Source organism: Streptomyces carpinensis (assembly GCF_002154505.1).
In the GTDB taxonomy this organism is placed as follows: Bacteria; Actinomycetota; Actinomycetes; order Streptomycetales; family Streptomycetaceae; genus Streptomyces; species Streptomyces carpinensis.
In genome coordinates, this window is the sequence record NZ_MUBM01000250.1 from 1 (window position 1) to 18,198 (window position 18,198).

The window sequence follows — 18,198 nt, forward strand, 5'->3', positions numbered from 1 at the left end:
CGGGAAGGGCTGTGCCCGGCGATTCGAAAGCGCCGGGCACAGCCCTTCCCGGAGACCGACATGGCCGCCACAGCGTCCAGCAATACCTTGATGTGGGAGGCACGCGCCCAAGCAGGCCGACAGACCGACCTGCTGTTCCACGTCGAACAGACCGTGATGCCCGCCGTCCTCGCCGACCCCACTTGCCTCGACGCGGGCCTCTATCTGGGCGGTCAGGACAGAGTGGTAGTCATCGCCCACTTCACCGGTGTCCCGCCCCGCCTGCCCGACCCGCCGGACGAGCTGCTGCTGCGCTCCGTCCACCAATGGCCTTTCCGTCGACACGCAACGTGCCCTGGCCCTGCGGCACGGACAACGGACGCCTCTACCTCGGGATGAGAGCCCGCAAGCAGGAAGGCAGCCCCGTTGCCGGATTGGTGTGCGGCCGGCCGGACGCCTGGACGCCGCTTTCGTCCAGACGAGTGACCGAGACCGGGGACCGGTGCAGGGCCCTTTTCGTCATCGGCGATGAGCGGGGCCGCTCGTCCCGGACGCCTCCACGGTAAGGCGCAAGGCGAGCTCGTGGTCGTAGAGGACGCTACGCGGCGGAATGGCCGGTCATGGCCGCTGCGTTCGCGGTGTTCCCGGTCGCTCGCCTCCCGGCTTGCGGAACCACGGCCGTTGGTCGGCAGCCGTCCGTGCCCGCTCCGGGGCGGCTGCACGCGCAGCGCGGGGCCTCGACCGGCATGTGCAGCCGTGCCTCGGGGAACGTGGTCATCCACCGCAGCGCCGAGGACACTCGGGAGGCGAAAGTCATGGGCGGGACGCACACGGTGCGTGTCTTCCCGCCATGAGTCCAGGTCGTGTCAGCCGGTCAACAGCCGTACCAGATCGGCCCAGGTGCTCTGCAAGCGTGCGGTGGTGACCTGGCACTCGTTGCGTAGGTAGTCCACTGTTTCGAAATTGGTGAAGGTGAGCACGGCGTAGGCGAGCATCTCGTGGTCGCCCTCGACTCCCGCCTCCTGCAAGAGGGACTCGACGTGGCGCTGAAAGGCCCGGCCGACGGCAGAGGCGTGGCGGCGTTCGAGGGGGACCTGACGTGCCAGCGCGGCACCCAGGTCCGCATCGTCCGTGATGCGCTCGAGCAGGGCGCTGCCAAACGCCGTCAGCCGGTCGCTCGCCGCTGCTCCCGGCCCCAAGGGAGGAGGGCCCCAGGTGTACGCCTCCTGGAATTCCGCCTCGGCATCATTCAACAGGGCCACCAGGAGTCCGGTGCGATCGCCGAACCGGCGAAAGAGCGTGCCCTTTCCCACTCCGGCCGCTTGCGCGACCTCGTGCATCGTCACATGCTCCGCCCCCCGCTCGGCTACCAGACCAGCGGCCGCCTCCATCAGACGGGCCCGGTTGCGGGCGGCATCGGCCCGCTCGGCGGTGGGATCGTCCGGCGTCTGGGTCACCGTACGCTCCGCCGTACGATCTGTGCGTACACGCATCCGTCTTCGATCTGCACCGGGTACACCGGGACGGGACGTGTCGCCGGCGGGTCCAGCGGGTGGCCAGTGCGCAGGTCGAACCGAGAGCCGTGCAGCCAGCACTCGAGCGTGCAACCGTCCGCCTCGCCCTCGGACAGCGAGACGGCACTGTGCGAACAGACGTCATAGATCGCGAACACCTGCTTCTCCGTAAGGACGAGAGAAAAAGAAACGCCCTCCGCCTCGAACCGGCGAGGGACCCCCTCCTCCAATACATCGAACTTGCAGACATACGTGTAGCCGCTGGTCGGCATCGCTCTCCTCGGGTACATCCACGACGCCTGGGTCGCCCGCACACCCATAGAGGTGCATCGGTCAGCAGGCCGTGCAGGCTCCGAGCCTCACACGCGTGATCGTGGCTGATCACAACGCTAGCAACGCGCCCCGGGACCTGCCTCCGACCCCAGCCCGAACGGTCTCGGCACATGGACCTAAGCCAGCGCCGCGTCCCGGCGGACGCCGGCCTGCTCGGATCAGCGGACTGTCTCTTCTCACCAGTCAGCAGATGGCTCTGACAGAGATCGAGGTGTTGACAACCACAACGACGCCGTGCCAGCCAAGGCGGTCGACGTCGCCCACTCGTGTCGAGCTTCGTGACAGTCCACCGACAGGCACAGACCTGTCCATGTGCCGGAGGCAGCCAGCATTGTGTCCTGGTCGACCACCTTGATCCGCTCGCGGCCCTGTTCGGCGCCGAGTGCCCGCTCATGGGCGTCCAGCCAGAGGCTGTCTGCACCGCCGCCGACAATCTGGCCAAGGCGGTAAAGGAGACGACTTCGTTTCCGTCGGTCAGCGCAGCGACGCGCCGCACGGCTGAGCGCCTCAACCTCGACTGATCCATCGATTGACAACCCTCTATGTTGCCGTGCGTGAATGTCTCTCGGCGATCGTCAGCACGAGCTGCACGCAGACGACGCGCACCGGGCCAAGCCCGGCGTCAGTGGGCAGAGCTCAACCGCGCGACGTAGTCGGCCTCGAGTGCTTCGATCTCCGACGGTTCCAGCTGCAGGGAGAGCGCCTCGTCGATCGCGTCGAGATGCGCGACGTCGGTGGCACCGACCAGAGGGGCCGCGGTCGACGACTTGGCCAGCACCCAGGCCAGCGCCACAGCCGCGGCCGAAGCTCCACGCTCGGCCGCGACGTGCTCCACTGCATGGCGTACGCGCTCGTCCGAGGGACGTCCGTACCACCGGCGCGAGTACTCGTCGGTGCGTCCGCGCTCGGTGTCGCGGTCGTGCCCGGCCGGGCCGCCGGTGAGGAACCCGCGGGCGAATGGGCTGTAGGGCAGCAGCCCGATGCCCTCCGCCTGGCACATCGGAACGAGTTCGCTCTCGTGCTCGCGCCACACCAGGTTGTAGTGGTGCTGCATGGTGACCGGTGCTGGTCCGCCCCCATGCACGGCGGCGTACCTGAACTTGGCGAACTGCCACACCGGCATGTCGGTGGCCCCGAAGTACCGCACCTTGCCCGAGTCGACCAGGCTCTGGAACGCGGCGAGCATCTCGTCGATGTTCGTGTCGGGGCGCCAGACGTGGGTCTGGTAGAGGTCGATGTAGTCGACACCGAGCCGGCGTAGCGACTCGTCGACGGCGGAAAGGATGTGCTTGCGGGAGAAACCGCCGGCCGTCGGACCGCGGCCCATCTGGTTGCCCACCTTGGTCGCGATCACCACCTCTTCGCGAGGCAGCAGGCGGGCGAGCGCGCGCCCAAGCACCACCTCGCTCTCCCCACCCGAGTAGAAGTCGGAGGTGTCGAAGAAGGTGATGCCGAGTGCGACCGCCCGCTCGAGGATCGGCAGAGCCTGCTGCTCGTCCAGGACCCACGGGCGCCATGCAGGCGTGCCGACGCCCATCGCGCCGAAGCCGATCCGTGAGACGGTCAGGTTGGTGGCACCGAGACGCACGAAGTCCACAGGTGTTCCTCCTCATCCGGCGTGCGAACGTGAGCGCTCGGACGTTGGCACGCGCAGCATCTCGAACAGCGAGGTGATCTCGGCGAAGTCCTCGTCCGCCAGCGGAATGCCCCGAGCCAGGGCGTTTCGGTAGGCGGGGTCGTCGTCGACCGGCCGCGGGGCAGTGGGCCTTCCGCGCAGCCATAGTTCGCGCGGGTGGTCGCGCCCGTCCGGGTCGGGTGCCATGTCGGCCTCGACCTCGACCCCGCGTTCGGCCGCGAAGGCGCGCAGGTAGGGCACGAACGGCGTGCCCCATACCGCGACGACGTGCACCGGGCGTGGCTCAGGGCGCTGGGTCTCGCCGCAGACGAGATCGGCCAGCCGCACGCCCAACTCGAGCAGGCTCGCGCCACGGGCGTCGACGACCAGCTCGTCCGGACCGTCGCCGACGATGCGGGCGCGAGGTCGCGGCGTCCACAGCAGCCGGGCCCGGTTGCGGCGCACGAATGCGAGCGCCCGGCCGCCGGTGGCCTCGGTCCAGGTGAGCAGATCGCCCGTCTCGTCGGCCTGGCCGAGCGGGATTCCCAGCATCCGCAGTGCGTCGGGGGCGTACCGGCGCAGTTCGGGAACGGCGATCGTGGTCATCGCGTCACCGGCCCCGACGTCAGGGCTGCGTCGACCAGCTCGTCGACCGGTCCGGCAGCTGGCTCGGCGCCGATGCCGCCCTCGTCAACTCCGCCTGCCAGCAGGTCCTCGGGCAGCGGTGCCCCACGGAAGAACAGGCCGCGCACCCAGCGGCCGTTGTGCGGTGTCGACAGTTCGATGCCCAGCAGGGACAGGAAGCAGCGGATGCCTGCGCTGGCGAGGAAGTCGGTGCCGCAGACGCGGGCCCGAATCTCGCTGTAGGGTGCGCGGCCGGCGAGCTGGACGCGGGTGACCGCGAGCGCGTGCTCCGGCTCCTCGACAAGGAACTGGGCGACCGGGGTGTCGGGCGGCAGCCCGCGCACGAAGTCGTACAGACGGCGCACGGTGCCGGCCACATCGACAAACGTCTCGCGCTCGACGCCGATGTCCACCGAACGTTCGCCGCGGCGGTTCTCGCCGTTCTCCTCCGACCGGTACCAGAAGAACTCCCGGTGGCCGGGCGCAGCCATGTCCTCGGCGAGCAGCCAGTCGTATTGCTGCTCGATCAGCGCCCGCACGGACCCGACGGTGGCGCCCGGGTCGACCGTGGGCCGGTGGACAGCGGCCACCGAGAGCACGTGCTCGAGTTCGTCGACCTCTGGGTAGAGCTCCAGCAGCAGCGCGTGTGCGACCTCGACCGCTTCGCGGCTGCCGAGTTCGGACAGGGAGTCGATGAACGTCTGCCACGGCCGCTCGCCTGTCTCAAGCGCCGTGAGCTTGTCGCCGGCGGCACGCAGAGCGGCTGCGACCGTGTCGCGGGGCTCGAGCAGCTCGGCCGGTGCGATCGGTGCGGTCGAGTATGCGGCGGCCGCGTTGTGGAGCAGTCGGTGCATCCGCTCGATGCGCTCCGGTTCGATCGGCGCGGGCCGGGCCTTGACGTAGGCGAACGCGAGCTCGCGGGCGAGGACGAAGGCCGACAGCCGTGCCGGCCAGCGGATCAGCGCCGCGACGGTGCCCAGGCCCGAGGAATTGCCGATGCCCAGATGGCGGCGGATGGCCGGCTCGAGGGGGACGGCGTCGGAGCTGCGGGCGCGGGCGGTAGCGTCGGCAAGGTCGAGGCTGACCAGCCGCCACAGGTACAGGCTGAACAGATCGACGTGGTAGGGCGTGGAGAACGGGCCGTCCGACGCGGCGTAGGTCGGCCAGGCCCGCGTGCCCATGCGGCCGTTGCCATAGAAGCCGCCGTTGCGGATCAGATAGCCGCCGTTGGCATCCAGGCTCGTCACATCGGGCTGACGACCGGTGGTAAGGGCGTCGACAACCTCGTCGAAGGTGCGGGTGCCACGGCTGGCCACCGTCCAGCCCAGCACAGTCGGATCGGTGCGCCCCCGCCACACGTGCTCGTCGAACTGCTGCTTCTCGCGGCGGAGGCGGCCCCGGTCGATCGGACCCTCGAGGAGGATGCCGAGGAACTCGGTGGTCGTGTCACGGAAGAGGCGTTGCGTACCGGGCGGAAAGGGTGGGTAGACGAAGACCCCGAACGACAGGCGCATGTCCTCGGCATGGATCTCGTAGCCGAGAAAACCAGTGCTGTCAGCATCGATTTCACACACCGTGAGCTCGATCCGCCACCGGTTCCGGGTCATGCGTCGCGCCAGGGTGCGGGTGAAGCTGAGCCGGCTGGCCGTCATCGCGTTGAGCGCGGCCTGGGACATGACCTCGTCCGGGTCGCGCAGCAATGTCTCCGCTCGGGGCAGCTCTGCCGCGAGCTCGTCCGATATCTCGGTGTACACCCAGTCGGGGATGGTCGGTGCCATGGCGGTTGGTCGTCACCTTCGATTCGTGTCGTATCTGTGCTGGTCCCAGCCGGTCGGTCGCAGTGCGGTCAGGTAGGAAGTGCGGTCAGGTAGCGGGTGATCGCATCAAGGCACATGACATCGGCGTACTTGGCGTCCATGTCGAACAGGCTGAGCTGGTGTGGAAGAACGGCGCGGTCGAAGACACACTCCTCGATCACCGCGTTGCTGAAGCCGTGGGCGGCCGCGTCGACCACCCCGGCCCGTACGCAACCACTGGTGACGCAGCCGGTGTGCACGACGGTGTCGACGCCCAGCCCGCGCAGGTGGTCGACGAGTCCCGTGGCGTGAAAGGGGCTCGCGGCCGCTTTGGCGAGCACCAGCTCGTCAGAGTGCGGCCGAAGCTCGTCGACGACGTCGGTGCCAACGCGTGGACGGCGGTCGGACGCCGGGTTGGGCCGCCCGGTGGTAAACACGACCGGCAGGGCGAGCGCTCGGGCGATCTCTAGCAGGGACACGATCCTCGGGATGGCCCTCCAGGCGGCCGGACCGCAGCTGTCGGGGAAGTTCTCGACCGAGCCGACGGCCGTGTCGCCGGGCAGGCCGGTGAAGTTGTACTCGACGTCGACGACGAGCAGCGCGGGTGTCGACCCGAGGCCGAATGTGCGGTGGTAGCCGGCCTTCTCGTAGACGGTGCGTTCGTCGTCGGTGAGCACGGCCCAGACGGTGGCACAGGCCTCGCGGTCCTCGACGTCGCCGAGCGCGGTCACGCCGTCGGCTCCGGCGCCGCCGACGCCGGTACGGCCCGCGCCGAGGCAGCCTTGGCCTCGCGCCAGAAGTGGCACGCGACCCAGCGCCGCGGCTCGACCTCGGCGTAGGCCGGCGCCTCCTGGCGGCAGCGGTCCTGCGCGAACGGGCATCGCGGCGCGAACCGGCAGCCGGGCGGGATGTTCGTAGGGCTCGGCGGCTCGCCGCGCACCGCGGCCTCCGGCCGGTCGCGCTCCACCTCGGGATCGGGTACGGGCGAGGACGCCAGCAGGCTCATCGTGTACGGGTGGTAGGGGTTGGCGTAGATCTCGTCCACATCGGCGCTCTCGACCAGCTGACCGATGTACATCACGGCGACACGGTCGGACATGTGCCGCACGACGCTGAGGTCGTGCCCGATGAACAGATAGGACAAGCCCAGCTCGCGCTGCAGTTTGTGAAGTAGGTTCAGGATCTGGGCCTGGACGCTGACGTCGAGGGCCGACACCGCCTCGTCGCACACGATGAAGCGCGGGTTGACGGCCAGGGCGCGGGCGATGCAGACGCGTTGGCGCTGCCCGCCGCTCAGTTCGGCCGGGCGGCGGGAGGCCATGTCGGCATTGAGCCCGACGAGCTCGAGCAGTTCCCCGACCCGGGCGCGCACGGCATCGCCCTTGGCCAGCCCGTGGACGACCATCGGTTCGCCGATCAGGGCTCCGACGCTCATACGCGGGTTGAGGCTGTCGTAGGGGTCCTGGAACACCGCCTGGCAGCCCCGGCGCAGTTCCATCAGCGCCCGGCCGCGCGCTTGCGTGACGTCCTGGCCGTCGAACCGCACCGCGCCTGCGGTCGGCTTGACCAGTTTCAGCACCGCCCGGCCGATGGTGCTCTTGCCGCAGCCGGATTCGCCGACCAGGCCGAGGGTCTCACCGGGGGCCACCGAGAAGGTCACCCCGTCGACAGCCCGCACCGCGTAACCCATCCGGCGGGTCGCCCGCGACTGCGACCGGTAGTGGATGGCCAGGTCGTCGACCTCGAGCAGCGGCGCCGGAGCCGTTTGCTCGCGATCGTCCACCCCCATGGTCAACCCCTTGTCCAGTGAGGTCATGACAGCTCCTTGGCGCCCGTAGTGGTGAGCTCCGGCGAGAGGGGACGCGGGCCCTGCCGAACCAGCTCCGGGTCGGCCCAGCACGCCGCCGAGTGGGTCTGCGGGTTGATCGGCTCCGGCGCCTGGACGGCGCACTTGTCCATGGCCAGCCAGCACCTCTCGACGAACGGACAGCCGGGTTTCGGGTCGAGCAGAGACGGCGGGCGTCCCTCGATCGTCACTAGGTCCTTCGAACGCTCGGTATCCATGCGCGGGATCGCCGCGAGAAGCCCCGCCGTGTACGGGTGCCGGGGCGCGCGAAAGATGTCGCGCACCTCGCCGATCTCGACGATGCGCCCGGCATACATGACTGCCACCCGGTCGGCGAGACCGGCCACGACGCCCATGTTGTGGGTGATGACCACCATGGCGGTGCCCGACTCGGTGGTCAGGCGCCGCATCAGTCGCAGAATCTGCGCCTGGGTGGTGACGTCCAGAGCGGTGGTCGCCTCGTCGGCGATGACCAGCTTCGGGTCACAGCTGAGCGCGAGAGCAATCATCACGCGCTGACGCAGGCCGCCCGAGAGTTGGTGGGGGTAGCTCTTGAGCCGGTCGCGGGCATCGGGGATCTCGACCATTTCGAGCAGTTCGAGGGCGCGGGCGTCGGCGGCCTTGCGGTCGAGCGGCAGATGTCGGCGCAGGACCTCACGCAACTGGGCGCCGATCGTGCGCGTCGGGTTCAACGTAGTCATCGGGTTCTGGAACACCAGCGCGATCTCCGAGCCCCGCACGGCGCGGCGGCCCCGCTCGTCGAGCGTGAGCAGATCGCGGCCGCCGAGGCGGACCTCGCCGCCGGTCACCCGTCCGGAGGTGCGCTGGATCAGGGCCATGATCGACAGGGCGGTGGCGCTCTTTCCGCTGCCGGATTCGCCGACCAGGGCGAGGACCTCGCCCGGCGAGACCGTGAAGGACACCCCGTTCAGGGCGTGCACCGGCCCACGCGCCGAGTCGTAGACGGCCCGCAGATTCCGCACCTGCAGCAAGGGCTCTTGCGAGTCACTGCTCATCGGTCGCTCCCTTCTCGCGCCGGCCCGCGCGAACGCGGGCGGTCCGGGCGATCACCTTGGGGTCGAAGCGGTCGCGCAGCCCGTCGCCGAGCAGGTTGAAGGCCAGCATCGCGGCAAAGATCATCAGGCCGGGGATGATGCTCATCAACGGGCGAGACCCGAGGTAGGCATAGCCATCCTTGAGCATGCCGCCCCAGTCGGGTTGCGGCGCCGGGAGGCCGAGTCCGAGAAAGCTGAGACTTGCTGCGGTGAAGATGGCGGTACCGGCGGTGAGCGCCGCCTGCACGACGATGACCTCGACGACGTTCGGCAACAGGTGGCGCAGCAGGATGCGGATCGTCGACACACCCGCGACCCGTGCCGAGGCGATGAACTCGCGTTCACGCAGGCTCAGGACCTGCCCGCGGACGACCCGCGCGAACTTGGGCACATTGACGGTGGCGATGGCGGCGGCGACGGTCCAGAAGCTCGGCCCGACCGCGTAGGTGATCGACAGTGCGAGGATCAGGTCGGGGAAGACGATCACGCCGTCCAGCACCCGCATGACCACCGAGTCGACCATGCCGGCCTTGTATCCGGAGAGCAGGCCCAGCGCGACGCCGATGATCAGTGCGATGACCGTGCTGACCACCGCCACGGCCAGCGCCAGGCGGCCGCCGTACAGCGTGCGACTGAACACGTCGCGCCCGAGCTGGTCGGTACCGAGCAGGTAGTTGCCGAACGGGAGGTGGAGAACCGCGCTGAGGTTCTGCTCCAGGGGGCCGTGCGAGACGAACAGGGGTGCGCCGAGGGTGACCACGAGCAGCAGGGCGAGCAGGGCGATGCCGACCGTAAGTCGCGGGTAGGCCCACACCGTCGACCACACCCGGGGGCGGACCGGCGTGCGGGAACGGGTCAGTCTGGTCTGGGCGAGTGTAGCCATGTCAGCTCACCTTGATCCGGGGGTCGAGCAGGCCGTATGCGAGGTCGACAAGCAGGTTCAGCACGACGACGCCGATGGTGATCACCAGGATCAGTCCCTGGAGCATGGGAAAGTCCTTGCCGAGAATCGAGTCGGTGAACAGGGTGCCAAGGCCCGGCAGCGAGAAGATGCTCTCGGTGACGACGGCGCCCCCGACCAGGCCGGCCGCGTTGAGCCCGACGACGGTGACCATAGGAATACTGGTGTTCTTCATGGCGTGCCGCACGATGACGCTGCGTGGTGACAAGCCGCTGGCATGCGCCCGCAGCACATAGTCCTCGGACAGGACGCCGATCATCAGGGCGCGGGCGTAGCGAGCGAACGTCCCGATGTAGGCCAGCGAGAGGGTGACTGCCGGCAGCAGCATGAACTTCAGGTTCTGTCCGATGTCCTGGGTCAACGGCACCCATCCGGCGCTGGGCAGCACCTGCAGCTTCAGTGCGAACACGTAGATCAGCAGGATGGCGACGAAGAAGTTCGGCAGCGACAGGGCGAGCACGGACACGGTGGACGAGACGCCATCGATGATCCGGCCGCGGAACAGGGCTCCGGCGATGCCGAGCAGCATCCCGAGGATGATCGCGACGGTGAGCGCGAGCACCATGAGCTCGATCGTGACGGGCAGCCGCTGGTAGATCGCGGTCGAGACGTCGATGGGTGTGCGGAACGATCTTCCGAGGTTGCCCTGGAGCAGGTCACCGAGCCAGTGGAAGTACTGCACGGACAGCGGCCTGTCGAGCCCGAGCTGCCCGCGCAGGTGTGCAACCTGCTCGGGTGTGACGGTCTCGCCTTGGCCGCCGAGGATCGACTGGGCGGGGTCAGGGAAGAGCACCCGCGTGACGATGAAGGTCAGGAGGCTGACGACGAACATGACGATCAGCGCAGCGCCGCCTCGTTTGAGCACGTACCAGGTCACAAGCGGGTCACTTTCTCATCACCTAGCAAGCTTCGGTCCGGATGGTGGTTGTGGTCTTCTTCCGCTGCGCCTACTTCGCGATCCACAGGCTGCGGAGCCGGTAGATCCCGTCGGGGTAGAGCTTCAGGCCGCCGAGGTTGGTGGTGTGCGGCACGAGGGCGTCCGGCCAGATCACCCAGGCGTACGGGGCGTCCTTCTCGACCAGCCGACAGATCTGGTGGTAGAGCGGTGCCGCCTTGGTCAGGTCGTTGATCCCGGCGGCCTCGTCGAGCAGCCGATCGACCTCCGGGTTGTGATAGCCGGTGGTGTTGCCGTTGCTGCCTGAGTGCAGGATGTTGCGCAGCAGGCCGTCAGGGTCGGCGCGCGGGGTCCATTTGGTCAGTGACCAGTAGTTCTTGTCGGCGACGACCGAGTTGTAGTAGTCGCTCGCAGGCACGGTTCCGACCTGCAGGTTCAGTCCGGTCTTGACGTAGTCCTCGTGCAGCAGCTGGGCGATCGACTGGTAGTCGGACTGGCTGGAGTTGACGTACCGCACCCGCTTGCCCGTGGCGTTGGCCTGCGCGACGAGAGCCTTGGCCTTGTCGAGGTCGTAGGCATAGACGGGGGCCGAGTCGTGGGCGTCGTAGGCCCAGCCGATGCCGATCGGTCCAGCAGCGTCGCGCGCCTTGCCCAGGAACAGTGCGTCGCGCACACCGTCGCGGTTGGTCGCATACGCGATGGCCTGCCGGAGGCGTGCGTCATTGAACGGCGGCTTGTCGCAATCCATCTGCATCGCGTACCAGTCACCGGTGGGCCGCTGAGAGACCGCCACCGACGAGACACCCTGCAGCGTCGTCGCAAGCTGCGGGGTCATCTGGTCGGCGATCTGCGCCTCGCCGGTGCGCAGCATGGTGAGCTGGACCTGGGCATCCTGGACGTTCTGGAACGTGATGCCGTCCAGATAGACGTGTGAGGGGTCCCAGTAACCGTCGAAGCGCTTCAGCTTCAGTGAGCTGTTCTGGGTGAAGCTGACGAACTCGAAGGGCCCGGTACCGACCGGGTGCAGGCCGTAGTCCTTGCCGTATTTCTTGTACGCCGTGGGCGAGATCATGAACCCGGGACGCTCGCCGAGAGCGGCGAGCAGCGGCCGCCATGCGGATTGCAGGTCGAGGGCGACCGTCGAGTCGTCGACCACCTTGACGGACCGCACCGGCGGGGTCAGCTGACCACGCAGCGGTGAGTTGGTGCTCTCGTCGAGCAGCCGGTCGAGATTCCACTTCACCGCCGCGGCGTTGAACGGTGTGCCGTCGTGGAACTTCACGCCCTTCCGCAGGAACAGCGTCAGGGTCTTGCCGTCCTTGCTGGTCTGCCACCGCTCGGCCAGTTCCGGCACGAGGTTGAAGTTCTGGTCGTAGGCGACCAGCGTGTTGTACATCGCATAGAAGGCGAAGCGTTCGGAGAAGTTCTGCGAGAACGCCGGGTCCAGCGTCGTGATGTCCATGGCGGTCGCGAAGGTGAGCGTGCCGCCGTGCACCGGCTTGCCGGCGACCGACGAGCCGGACGAGTTGATGGTGGGGTTCGGGGTATTGCCTCCACCGCACGCGGCGATGAGCAGACCGAGTGCCGACAGACCGCCGGCCTGCAGGACCTGTCGCCTTCTGACGCCGTCTATGGCCGGAATTTCCATCTGACGAGCCATGTGCTTCACCTTCTATGCCGGAGGAGTCGGGCTTATTAAGACAATTCAGTCGATCCGTCAGTTGGCAGTTAGCCCGCTTCGTTCTCGACGAAGGGGCCGGGGTGTTACGGGTGGTAGAGGAAGGCGGCGAGCGCGTCGGCCACCGTGTGGGGTGCTTCTTCGAGGATGGCGTGCTTGACGTCGTCGACGATGATCAACCGGGAGTGCGGGATACGCTCGTGCATCGCGCGCGACATCTCCGGTGGCGAGCCGACGTCGAGTGCCCCTGTCATGATCAGTGTGGGCACTGCGATCGCGTGCAGCTCGTCGAGCAGGTCGGTGGTGGCCAGCACGCGAAAGGCCGCGGCGTAAGCAGCCGGGTCGTTGGAGAGGAACCGTTTCATGTGCGCCTCGACCACCTCTGGATGGTCGGCCCGGAAACGGTCCGTGTACCAGCGGGTGCCGCTGTCGGCCACAAGCATCGGGCCGCCCTCTTCGACGGTGCGCAGCCTCGCCAGCACGGCCTGCCGCTGCTCGGGAGTCCGACCGGCCACCGCGCAGATGAACCCGGCCCGCCTCACTCGCTCGGGGTGTCGCAGCGTGACCGCCTGCGCGATCAGTCCGCCGAGCGACATGCCGATGACGTTCGCGCGCTCGATGCCGAGCTTGTCCATCAAGGCGATGTGGTCGGCGACGAAGTCGTCGATCTCGTAGGGACCGGCCGGCTTGGGTGAATTGCCGTGGCCGCGTAGGTCGTATCGCACGACCTGCCCGTGTCGGGCGAGCGCCGAGGCGACGAATGACCAGCGGTCCAGGTCCGACCCGACCCCGTGGACGAGCACGGTGGGGACGGCATCGCCGGGCTCGCCATCCAGCCGGTGGTGGACTGCGATGGTCATGCCGAGACGTCCGCGCGATGCGCTTCGAGGACCGACCGCGCGCTGTCGAGAAGGGAGACGGCCGCCGGTACGCCGGCGTAGACGGCGACCTGCCGGATCACGGCGACGAGCTGCTTGGGGTCCAAGCCGTTGCGCAATGCCCCCCGGGCATGGATCTCGAACTCGCGCGTCTTGCCCAAAGCCGCAGTGATGCCGAGCACGAGCAGGCTGTGCTGCAGGGGCTCGAGCCGTTCGTCGGTCCAGATCTCACCCCAGCAGTAGGTGGTCATGAATCGCTGGAACTCGACGCTCAGGTCGTCATCGAACGACAGCGCCTTGTCGACGTACTCGCCGCCGAGAACGGCGCGGCGGACCTGCATGCCCTGGTCGTGCAGATCTCCGGCGGCGGTGGTGTCAAGCGACATGGTTGATGATCTCCTTCGTAATCAGATCGGGGCGTTCCTGAAGGACCTCGTGTTTCACACCGGGAACTTCGACGAACCGTCCGTCGGTGCGTTCGGCTATGAGCCGGGACATCCGCGGCGGCGACCCGACGTCGAACTGTCCTGTCATCGCGAGGACAGGGGCACTGATGCGGTCGAGCTCGTCAGCCAGATCAGTGGTGGCCAGCACTCGGTAGGCGTTGGTGTAGGCCGTGGGGTCGAGGCGGGACATCCGGGCGACGGTGTCCGCGGTGACCTCGGGGTGGGCGTCGAGATACTCGCGTGTGTACCAGCGCTCGACACTCTGGCCGGCGGCCCCTCCAGGGCCCTCGGCTTCGACCATGGCCAACCGGGCGAGCACGCGGGACGTCTCCTCCTCGGTGCGGCCGGCGACAGACCCGATGACAACGAGCCGTCGTACGACGTCCGGCCGGACGATTGCGGTGCGCTGGGCGATCAACCCGCCGAGAGAGAAACCGACCGTGTCCGCTGCGCGTACCCCCAGACGATCGAGCAGGCGCAGGTGGTCGGCGACGAAGTCATCGACGGTCCACGGACCGGCCGGTGCGGGTGACGATCCGTGGCCGCGTAGGTCGTAACGGATCCGTGGACGGTCGTCGGGCAGCCGCTCGTAGACATCAGACCACGCCTTGGCGCTACTTCCGACGCCGTGCACGAACACCAGCGGCACAGCCCCGTCGAGATCGCCGTGGATCTCGGCATGAACGTCCACCGGTTCGGTCAGCGGCGAGAGCATCTTCATCGGACGTCTCCCCTGTCGTTCGCTTCGGTTTTCCAGGACGGATCGCTGGCTCTCGTGCGACGCTGTCGCAGGCCTGTCGCCCCAACCTGACTGCTGTCGGCTGTCAGCTGTCTGATAGCCGGGTACCCTAAGGTCACCTATCTGACAGGTCAATGGCTGCGAGGAGACTTTCATGGACACGTTTCCTGCGGGGGCGGTCGAGCGAGCGCCGGCCCTCATCCGCGACCAAGTCGCGGCACAGATCCGCGATGCGATCGCCGAACAGCGCCTGGCCCCAGGACAGCTGCTCGTCGAGCGGGAGTTGTGCGAAACCACCACTGCCAGCCGCGCCACCGTGCGCGAGGCCCTACGCCAACTGGAGTCCGAGGGGCTGGTCTCGTCAACCAACGGGCGGGGCACTGTCGTAACCGTGTTGTCCACGGAGGACGCCCGGCACATCTACGAGGTTCGCTCGGCTCTCGAGGGCCTTGCCGGCCGCCTGTTCGCCGAGCGTGCGTCCGCCGAGGACCGCGCATCGCTCTTGGGCGCCATGGCCGAGCTCGAGCGGGTGGCGGGTGACACTCGGGCGATGCTGAAGGCCAAGACGGCCTTCTACGACGTGCTCACGCAAGGAGCCCGCAACGGTGAATTGACGCGCTCCTTACAAGCGTTGACCCGGCGGGTAACTCTCGTGCGAGCGATGTCGCTCTCGCGGGAGGGACGTTGGAAGGAATCGCTGGCCGAGGTTCGGGCCATCTGCTCGGCGGCGGTCGCCGGCGACGCCAACGAGGCAGAGCGACTGTGCCGTGAACACATCCGCCAAGCCGCCAAGACCCTAACCGAACCTGACAGCTGACAGACAGCAGACAGCCGTCCTAGACTCGCCGCCGTCCGCAGCTTCTCGAGACGACGGAGACGCCCATGAGCGCGCTGCCCGACACCTACTCGTTCGTTCCGGACCTGCCCGAGCGGCAGTGGCGGATGCTGATCGGCGGTCAATGGGTCACGGCCACCGACACCCGACCGGTGCTCGACCCGGGCACCGGCGGGCACATCGCGGTTGTGCCGGAGGCCGGTGCCGCCGACACCGATGCCGCGGTAGCGGCCGCACGACGCAGCTTCGACGAGGGGTCCTGGCACCGACTGCCGGCCGACCAGCGCGCACGGGTGCTGTGGCGTATGGCTGAGCTGATCGACAAGCGCAGCGACGAGCTCGCCCTCATCGAGGCACGCAACCAGGGCGGCCCGCACCGCGGGCTGCGCAACCACATGATCCCCGAGACCGCGCGAGTGTTCCGCTACTACGCCGGCTGGGCCGACAAAGTCGCAGGTCGTGCAATCGAGCTGCGTCGTGGCTCCGATGAGTTCCACGCCTACACGCTGCGTCGCCCAGTCGGTGTCGTTGGGCTGATAACGCCGTGGAACTCGCCGCTGATGATGGCGGCCTGGAAGGTCGCCCCTGCTCTCGCCGCCGGCTGCAGCTGCGTACTCAAGCCGGCCGAGCTGACGCCGCTCACCAGTCTGCTTCTCGGTGAGATCGCTCAGGAGGCCGGAGTCCCCGACGGGGTGTTGAACGTCGTCACCGGGGACGGGGCTGTGGTCGGCGCCCGGCTTGCCGAGCACGCCGACGTCGACAAGGTCGCGTTCACCGGCTCGACATCGGTCGGGCGAGCCATCGTCTCCGCAGCGATGGGCAACCTAAAGAAGGTCTCGCTCGAACTCGGCGGCAAATCACCGGTGATCGTGTTCGACGACGCCGACGTCGACGAGGCGATCGCCGGAGCATCGGCCGCCATTTTCAGCAATGCCGGACAGGTGTGCACGGCCGGGTCACGGCTGATCGTGCACGAGCGGCTCTACGACCGCATCGTCGCCGGCGCGGCCGAGCGAGCCAGGGAGCTCAACGTGGGCTACAGCTTCGACCCGCGTTCAGAGATGGGGCCGGTCATTTCCGACGAGCAGCGGCAGACGATCCTCGGCTATGTCGAGTCGGGCGTCTCCGAGGGCGCAACGCTGCTGGCCGGCGGAGAGGGCTTCGGCCCGGGCTTTTTCGTCCAGCCCACCGTGCTGGGCGACGCCCGACCCGACATGCGTGCCGTGCGCGAGGAGATCTTCGGCCCGGTCGTCACCGCGATGCGGTTCCAGACGGTCGACGAGGCCATCTCGATGGCCCACGACACGACATACGGCCTCGCCGCTTCAGTGTGGACGAAGAATGTGAAAACCGCCCACCAAGTGGCATCCCGGCTGCGGGTCGGCCGGATCGGGCTCAACATCCACGGCCTGCCCGACGTCACGATGCCCACCGGGGGCTTCAAGGAGTCTGGTTGGGGCCGTGAGCTGGGCCCTGACGGGCTCGACCTGTTCCTCGAGACCTCGTCCGTGTTCACGAAGCTGACATGAATCGCGGATATGGAGATACCGCGTATAGTTCTGGCCGCCCGAGGGCCGGACTGCGGGGCGACGCCCGACCCAAGCGCTGCGTGCGGGGGCGCAGCGTGCCGCCGCGGAAGAGATTGTTGCCCTTTCCGACCTACCGGCCGGACCTGGCTACCAGAGGGCTCGGCAGCCAGGAAGTTCGAGCACACGGGGCCTGCTCGACTTTGGAGCGGATCAGTTCTTGATGGTGGCCTCGCTGTTGCCGGCACCGACATTCACGGTGAGGCACCGTCACCGCCCAGCATGGCGCTGGCGTCAGAGCCCCTCCCCTTCTTCCAGACAACTTGCCGTTGAGGGTGACGGTGGAGGAGCCTGTAGCAGGGACGGTAATGGTTCCGGTGGTCTTCTCAAGGACCGAGACGGCCACCTCACCCTCAAGGTCACCTGCCCAACGCCCAGCGCGCCGAGGGCTACCGACAGGCCATGCGGAACCTCGGCCTGGCCGAGGAGATCGACGTCGTCTCCACCAGCTACACCCAGCAGGGCGGGTACGAGGGCGCGAAGGAACTGCTCGCACGCCCCCAGAGGCCCACGGCTGTTTGGGCGTCACGTTCGAGGACACCCAGCAGGATTTCGCCCGAAGCGTGGAGGCCTACGCCACCGGGGTGTTCCCGTGACTCGTTCCACGACACCGCCGAGTTGATGACCAAAGTGGTGCGCAAGGGCCAAGGAACTGGAGTCAGGCCCGTCCCCGCTGTCCTTCGCGCCCTTGGCGCAGCCCGTTCCATTGCATTGGAGCCTCGACGAGACTGGCGTCGAAGGCGGCGTCAATCTCCCTCTGCTGGAACTACATGTTGCTCCGGTGGGATTCGCTGGCTACTCGGCAAGGGAACTGGAGGAGGTCGGCACCTCGCTGGCGCATCGGATCCGTCGGACCGGGGCAGTCAAGAACGACGTTGCCCTGATGTCGTCCAGTTCCCACGAGCTTGCAATCGTCAGCATCTCCGTCAACCGGCCCCGTACGTGGGATATGCCTCAGCCGGGGGAACTGGTGGGAGTTCGCTTGCACAAGTCGGGCCAAGTCACCCTGCGGGCCACACTCCCCCGAGACAGCATGGGCTCCATCCTCGATCACGACGCGCTGCCCCAACAAGTCACCTCCCTGCTGAGGTTCAGCGGCGCACTGAATTTGATCCAGCCTGAACGGATCATCGTGGCGATCGGTGTGTCAGACCCCAAGCTAACCCAAGTCGACAGATTCAACCCGCATCAGTCACGTACGCGTGCCGAACTCAGCGCCTACATGAGTTTGTTCAAGCTGCAAACCGAGCCGGATGAGTCAACCAGCCTGGCCGCGCTGGACGCAGGTGCCGAGGAAGTCGCTGGCATCCTGTCGCGAGCCCTGATGAAACAGCATCCCTCTGCCTCCTGAGAATCAGGGGCGCTACCGCTTCGTCATCGACACGGCCGCCATCGGCTGAACGGCGGGTGCGTCCACC

19 protein-coding genes are annotated in these 18,198 nt (G+C 67.9%); 5 read left to right on the forward strand and 14 right to left on the reverse strand.

Annotated elements, in window-relative coordinates; all coding sequences use genetic code 11:
* A partial coding sequence (locus tag BZY54_RS30985; protein WP_208640828.1) for a hypothetical protein occupies positions 1-378 on the forward strand: 378 nt, incomplete at its 5' end.
* 467 nt (positions 379-845) lie between these two features.
* Here the strand turns inward: BZY54_RS30985 and BZY54_RS30995 are convergent.
* Together BZY54_RS30995 and BZY54_RS31000 are read right to left on the reverse strand one after the other, a co-directional pair.
* On the reverse strand, positions 846-1,436 hold the full coding sequence (locus BZY54_RS30995) for a TetR/AcrR family transcriptional regulator (RefSeq protein ID WP_086728644.1): 591 nt from the start codon (positions 1,434-1,436) through the stop codon (positions 846-848).
* On the reverse strand, positions 1,433-1,765 hold the full coding sequence (locus BZY54_RS31000) for a non-heme iron oxygenase ferredoxin subunit (RefSeq protein WP_086728660.1): 333 nt from the start codon (positions 1,763-1,765) through the stop codon (positions 1,433-1,435). The genes BZY54_RS30995 and BZY54_RS31000 overlap by 4 nt, the downstream gene beginning before the upstream one ends.
* A 327-nt stretch (positions 1,766-2,092) precedes the next feature.
* Here BZY54_RS31000 and BZY54_RS51780 point away from each other — a divergent pair, with 327 nt between their 5' ends.
* Positions 2,093-2,347 (forward strand): hypothetical protein, encoded by a 255-nt coding sequence (locus BZY54_RS51780; RefSeq protein ID WP_167414101.1) that lies wholly within the window; start codon positions 2,093-2,095, stop codon positions 2,345-2,347.
* Positions 2,348-2,448: 101 nt separating this feature from the next.
* On the opposite strand, the gene BZY54_RS31005 is transcribed toward BZY54_RS51780, so the two are convergent.
* The 12 genes from BZY54_RS31005 to BZY54_RS31060 form a co-directional block, all read right to left on the reverse strand.
* Positions 2,449-3,423 carry an aldo/keto reductase gene (locus BZY54_RS31005; protein ID WP_086728645.1) on the reverse strand — a complete coding sequence of 325 codons (975 nt, stop codon included), beginning with the start codon at positions 3,421-3,423 and terminating at the stop codon, positions 2,449-2,451.
* Positions 3,424-3,435: 12 nt separating this feature from the next.
* Entirely contained in the window at positions 3,436-4,047 is a 612-nt protein-coding gene (locus BZY54_RS31010) for a hypothetical protein (RefSeq protein ID WP_086728646.1), read from the reverse strand.
* Positions 4,044-5,843: a hypothetical protein gene (locus BZY54_RS31015; protein WP_086728647.1), complete on the reverse strand. Its 1,800-nt coding sequence runs from the start codon at positions 5,841-5,843 to the stop codon at positions 4,044-4,046. The genes BZY54_RS31010 and BZY54_RS31015 overlap by 4 nt, the downstream gene beginning before the upstream one ends.
* 68 nt (positions 5,844-5,911) lie before the next feature.
* On the reverse strand, positions 5,912-6,592 hold the full coding sequence (locus tag BZY54_RS31020) for an isochorismatase family protein (protein ID WP_158103939.1): 681 nt from the start codon (positions 6,590-6,592) through the stop codon (positions 5,912-5,914).
* Entirely contained in the window at positions 6,589-7,677 is a 1,089-nt protein-coding gene (locus BZY54_RS31025; RefSeq protein ID WP_244217428.1) for an ABC transporter ATP-binding protein, read from the reverse strand. The genes BZY54_RS31020 and BZY54_RS31025 overlap by 4 nt, the downstream gene beginning before the upstream one ends.
* On the reverse strand, positions 7,674-8,723 hold the full coding sequence (locus tag BZY54_RS31030; RefSeq protein ID WP_086728649.1) for an ABC transporter ATP-binding protein: 1,050 nt from the start codon (positions 8,721-8,723) through the stop codon (positions 7,674-7,676). The genes BZY54_RS31025 and BZY54_RS31030 overlap by 4 nt, the downstream gene beginning before the upstream one ends.
* Positions 8,713-9,645 carry an ABC transporter permease gene (locus tag BZY54_RS31035; RefSeq protein ID WP_086728650.1) on the reverse strand — a complete coding sequence of 311 codons (933 nt, stop codon included), beginning with the start codon at positions 9,643-9,645 and terminating at the stop codon, positions 8,713-8,715. Before BZY54_RS31035 ends, BZY54_RS31030 begins: the two co-directional genes overlap by 11 nt.
* Before the next feature lies 1 nt (position 9,646).
* On the reverse strand, positions 9,647-10,600 hold the full coding sequence (locus BZY54_RS31040) for an ABC transporter permease (RefSeq protein ID WP_086728651.1): 954 nt from the start codon (positions 10,598-10,600) through the stop codon (positions 9,647-9,649).
* Positions 10,601-10,670: 70 nt separating this feature from the next.
* The gene (locus tag BZY54_RS31045; protein WP_086728652.1) at positions 10,671-12,278 is read right to left on the reverse strand and encodes an ABC transporter substrate-binding protein; all 1,608 of its coding nucleotides are present in this window, start codon (positions 12,276-12,278) and stop codon (positions 10,671-10,673) included.
* 104 nt (positions 12,279-12,382) lie between these two features.
* Positions 12,383-13,156 carry an alpha/beta fold hydrolase gene (locus tag BZY54_RS31050; RefSeq protein WP_086728653.1) on the reverse strand — a complete coding sequence of 258 codons (774 nt, stop codon included), beginning with the start codon at positions 13,154-13,156 and terminating at the stop codon, positions 12,383-12,385.
* A complete protein-coding gene (locus BZY54_RS31055; RefSeq protein WP_086728654.1) occupies positions 13,153-13,560 on the reverse strand; it encodes a carboxymuconolactone decarboxylase family protein in 408 nt (135 codons plus the stop codon). Before BZY54_RS31055 ends, BZY54_RS31050 begins: the two co-directional genes overlap by 4 nt.
* A complete protein-coding gene (locus BZY54_RS31060; RefSeq protein ID WP_158103940.1) occupies positions 13,550-14,515 on the reverse strand; it encodes an alpha/beta fold hydrolase in 966 nt (321 codons plus the stop codon). The genes BZY54_RS31055 and BZY54_RS31060 overlap by 11 nt, the downstream gene beginning before the upstream one ends.
* On the opposite strand from BZY54_RS31060, the gene BZY54_RS31065 reads away from it, so the two are divergent.
* The 3 genes from BZY54_RS31065 (at position 14,514) to BZY54_RS50430 (ending at position 18,131) form a co-directional block, all read left to right on the forward strand.
* Positions 14,514-15,176, forward strand: a complete 663-nt coding sequence (locus BZY54_RS31065; protein WP_086728656.1) for a GntR family transcriptional regulator — start codon at positions 14,514-14,516, stop codon at positions 15,174-15,176. The genes BZY54_RS31060 and BZY54_RS31065 overlap by 2 nt on opposite strands.
* A gap of 65 nt (positions 15,177-15,241) precedes the next feature.
* Positions 15,242-16,723, forward strand: a complete 1,482-nt coding sequence (locus tag BZY54_RS31070) for an aldehyde dehydrogenase family protein (protein WP_086728657.1) — start codon at positions 15,242-15,244, stop codon at positions 16,721-16,723.
* 745 nt (positions 16,724-17,468) lie between these two features.
* Positions 17,469-18,131 carry a hypothetical protein gene (locus tag BZY54_RS50430; protein ID WP_143668154.1) on the forward strand — a complete coding sequence of 221 codons (663 nt, stop codon included), beginning with the start codon at positions 17,469-17,471 and terminating at the stop codon, positions 18,129-18,131.
* Positions 18,132-18,198: the final 67 nt, after the last annotated feature.

What these genes read in the sequence shown, in the direction of transcription:
- BZY54_RS31000 (WP_086728660.1), bottom strand. Translation starts at nt 1,765, where the DNA reads ATGCCGACCAGCGGCTACACGTATGTCTGCAAGTTCGATGTATTGGAG.
- BZY54_RS31010 (WP_086728646.1), bottom strand. Translation starts at nt 4,047, where the DNA reads ATGACCACGATCGCCGTTCCCGAACTGCGCCGGTACGCCCCCGACGCA.
- BZY54_RS31015 (WP_086728647.1), bottom strand. Translation starts at nt 5,843, where the DNA reads ATGGCACCGACCATCCCCGACTGGGTGTACACCGAGATATCGGACGAG.
- BZY54_RS31025 (WP_244217428.1), bottom strand. Translation starts at nt 7,677, where the DNA reads ATGACCTCACTGGACAAGGGGTTGACCATGGGGGTGGACGATCGCGAG.
- BZY54_RS31030 (WP_086728649.1), bottom strand. Translation starts at nt 8,723, where the DNA reads ATGAGCAGTGACTCGCAAGAGCCCTTGCTGCAGGTGCGGAATCTGCGG.
- BZY54_RS31035 (WP_086728650.1), bottom strand. Translation starts at nt 9,645, where the DNA reads ATGGCTACACTCGCCCAGACCAGACTGACCCGTTCCCGCACGCCGGTC.
- BZY54_RS31045 (WP_086728652.1), bottom strand. Translation starts at nt 12,278, where the DNA reads ATGGCTCGTCAGATGGAAATTCCGGCCATAGACGGCGTCAGAAGGCGA.
- BZY54_RS31050 (WP_086728653.1), bottom strand. Translation starts at nt 13,156, where the DNA reads ATGACCATCGCAGTCCACCACCGGCTGGATGGCGAGCCCGGCGATGCC.
- BZY54_RS31055 (WP_086728654.1), bottom strand. Translation starts at nt 13,560, where the DNA reads ATGTCGCTTGACACCACCGCCGCCGGAGATCTGCACGACCAGGGCATG.
- BZY54_RS31065 (WP_086728656.1), top strand. Translation starts at nt 14,514, where the DNA reads ATGGACACGTTTCCTGCGGGGGCGGTCGAGCGAGCGCCGGCCCTCATC.
- BZY54_RS31060 (WP_158103940.1), bottom strand. Translation starts at nt 14,515, where the DNA reads ATGAAAGTCTCCTCGCAGCCATTGACCTGTCAGATAGGTGACCTTAGG.
- BZY54_RS31070 (WP_086728657.1), top strand. Translation starts at nt 15,242, where the DNA reads ATGAGCGCGCTGCCCGACACCTACTCGTTCGTTCCGGACCTGCCCGAG.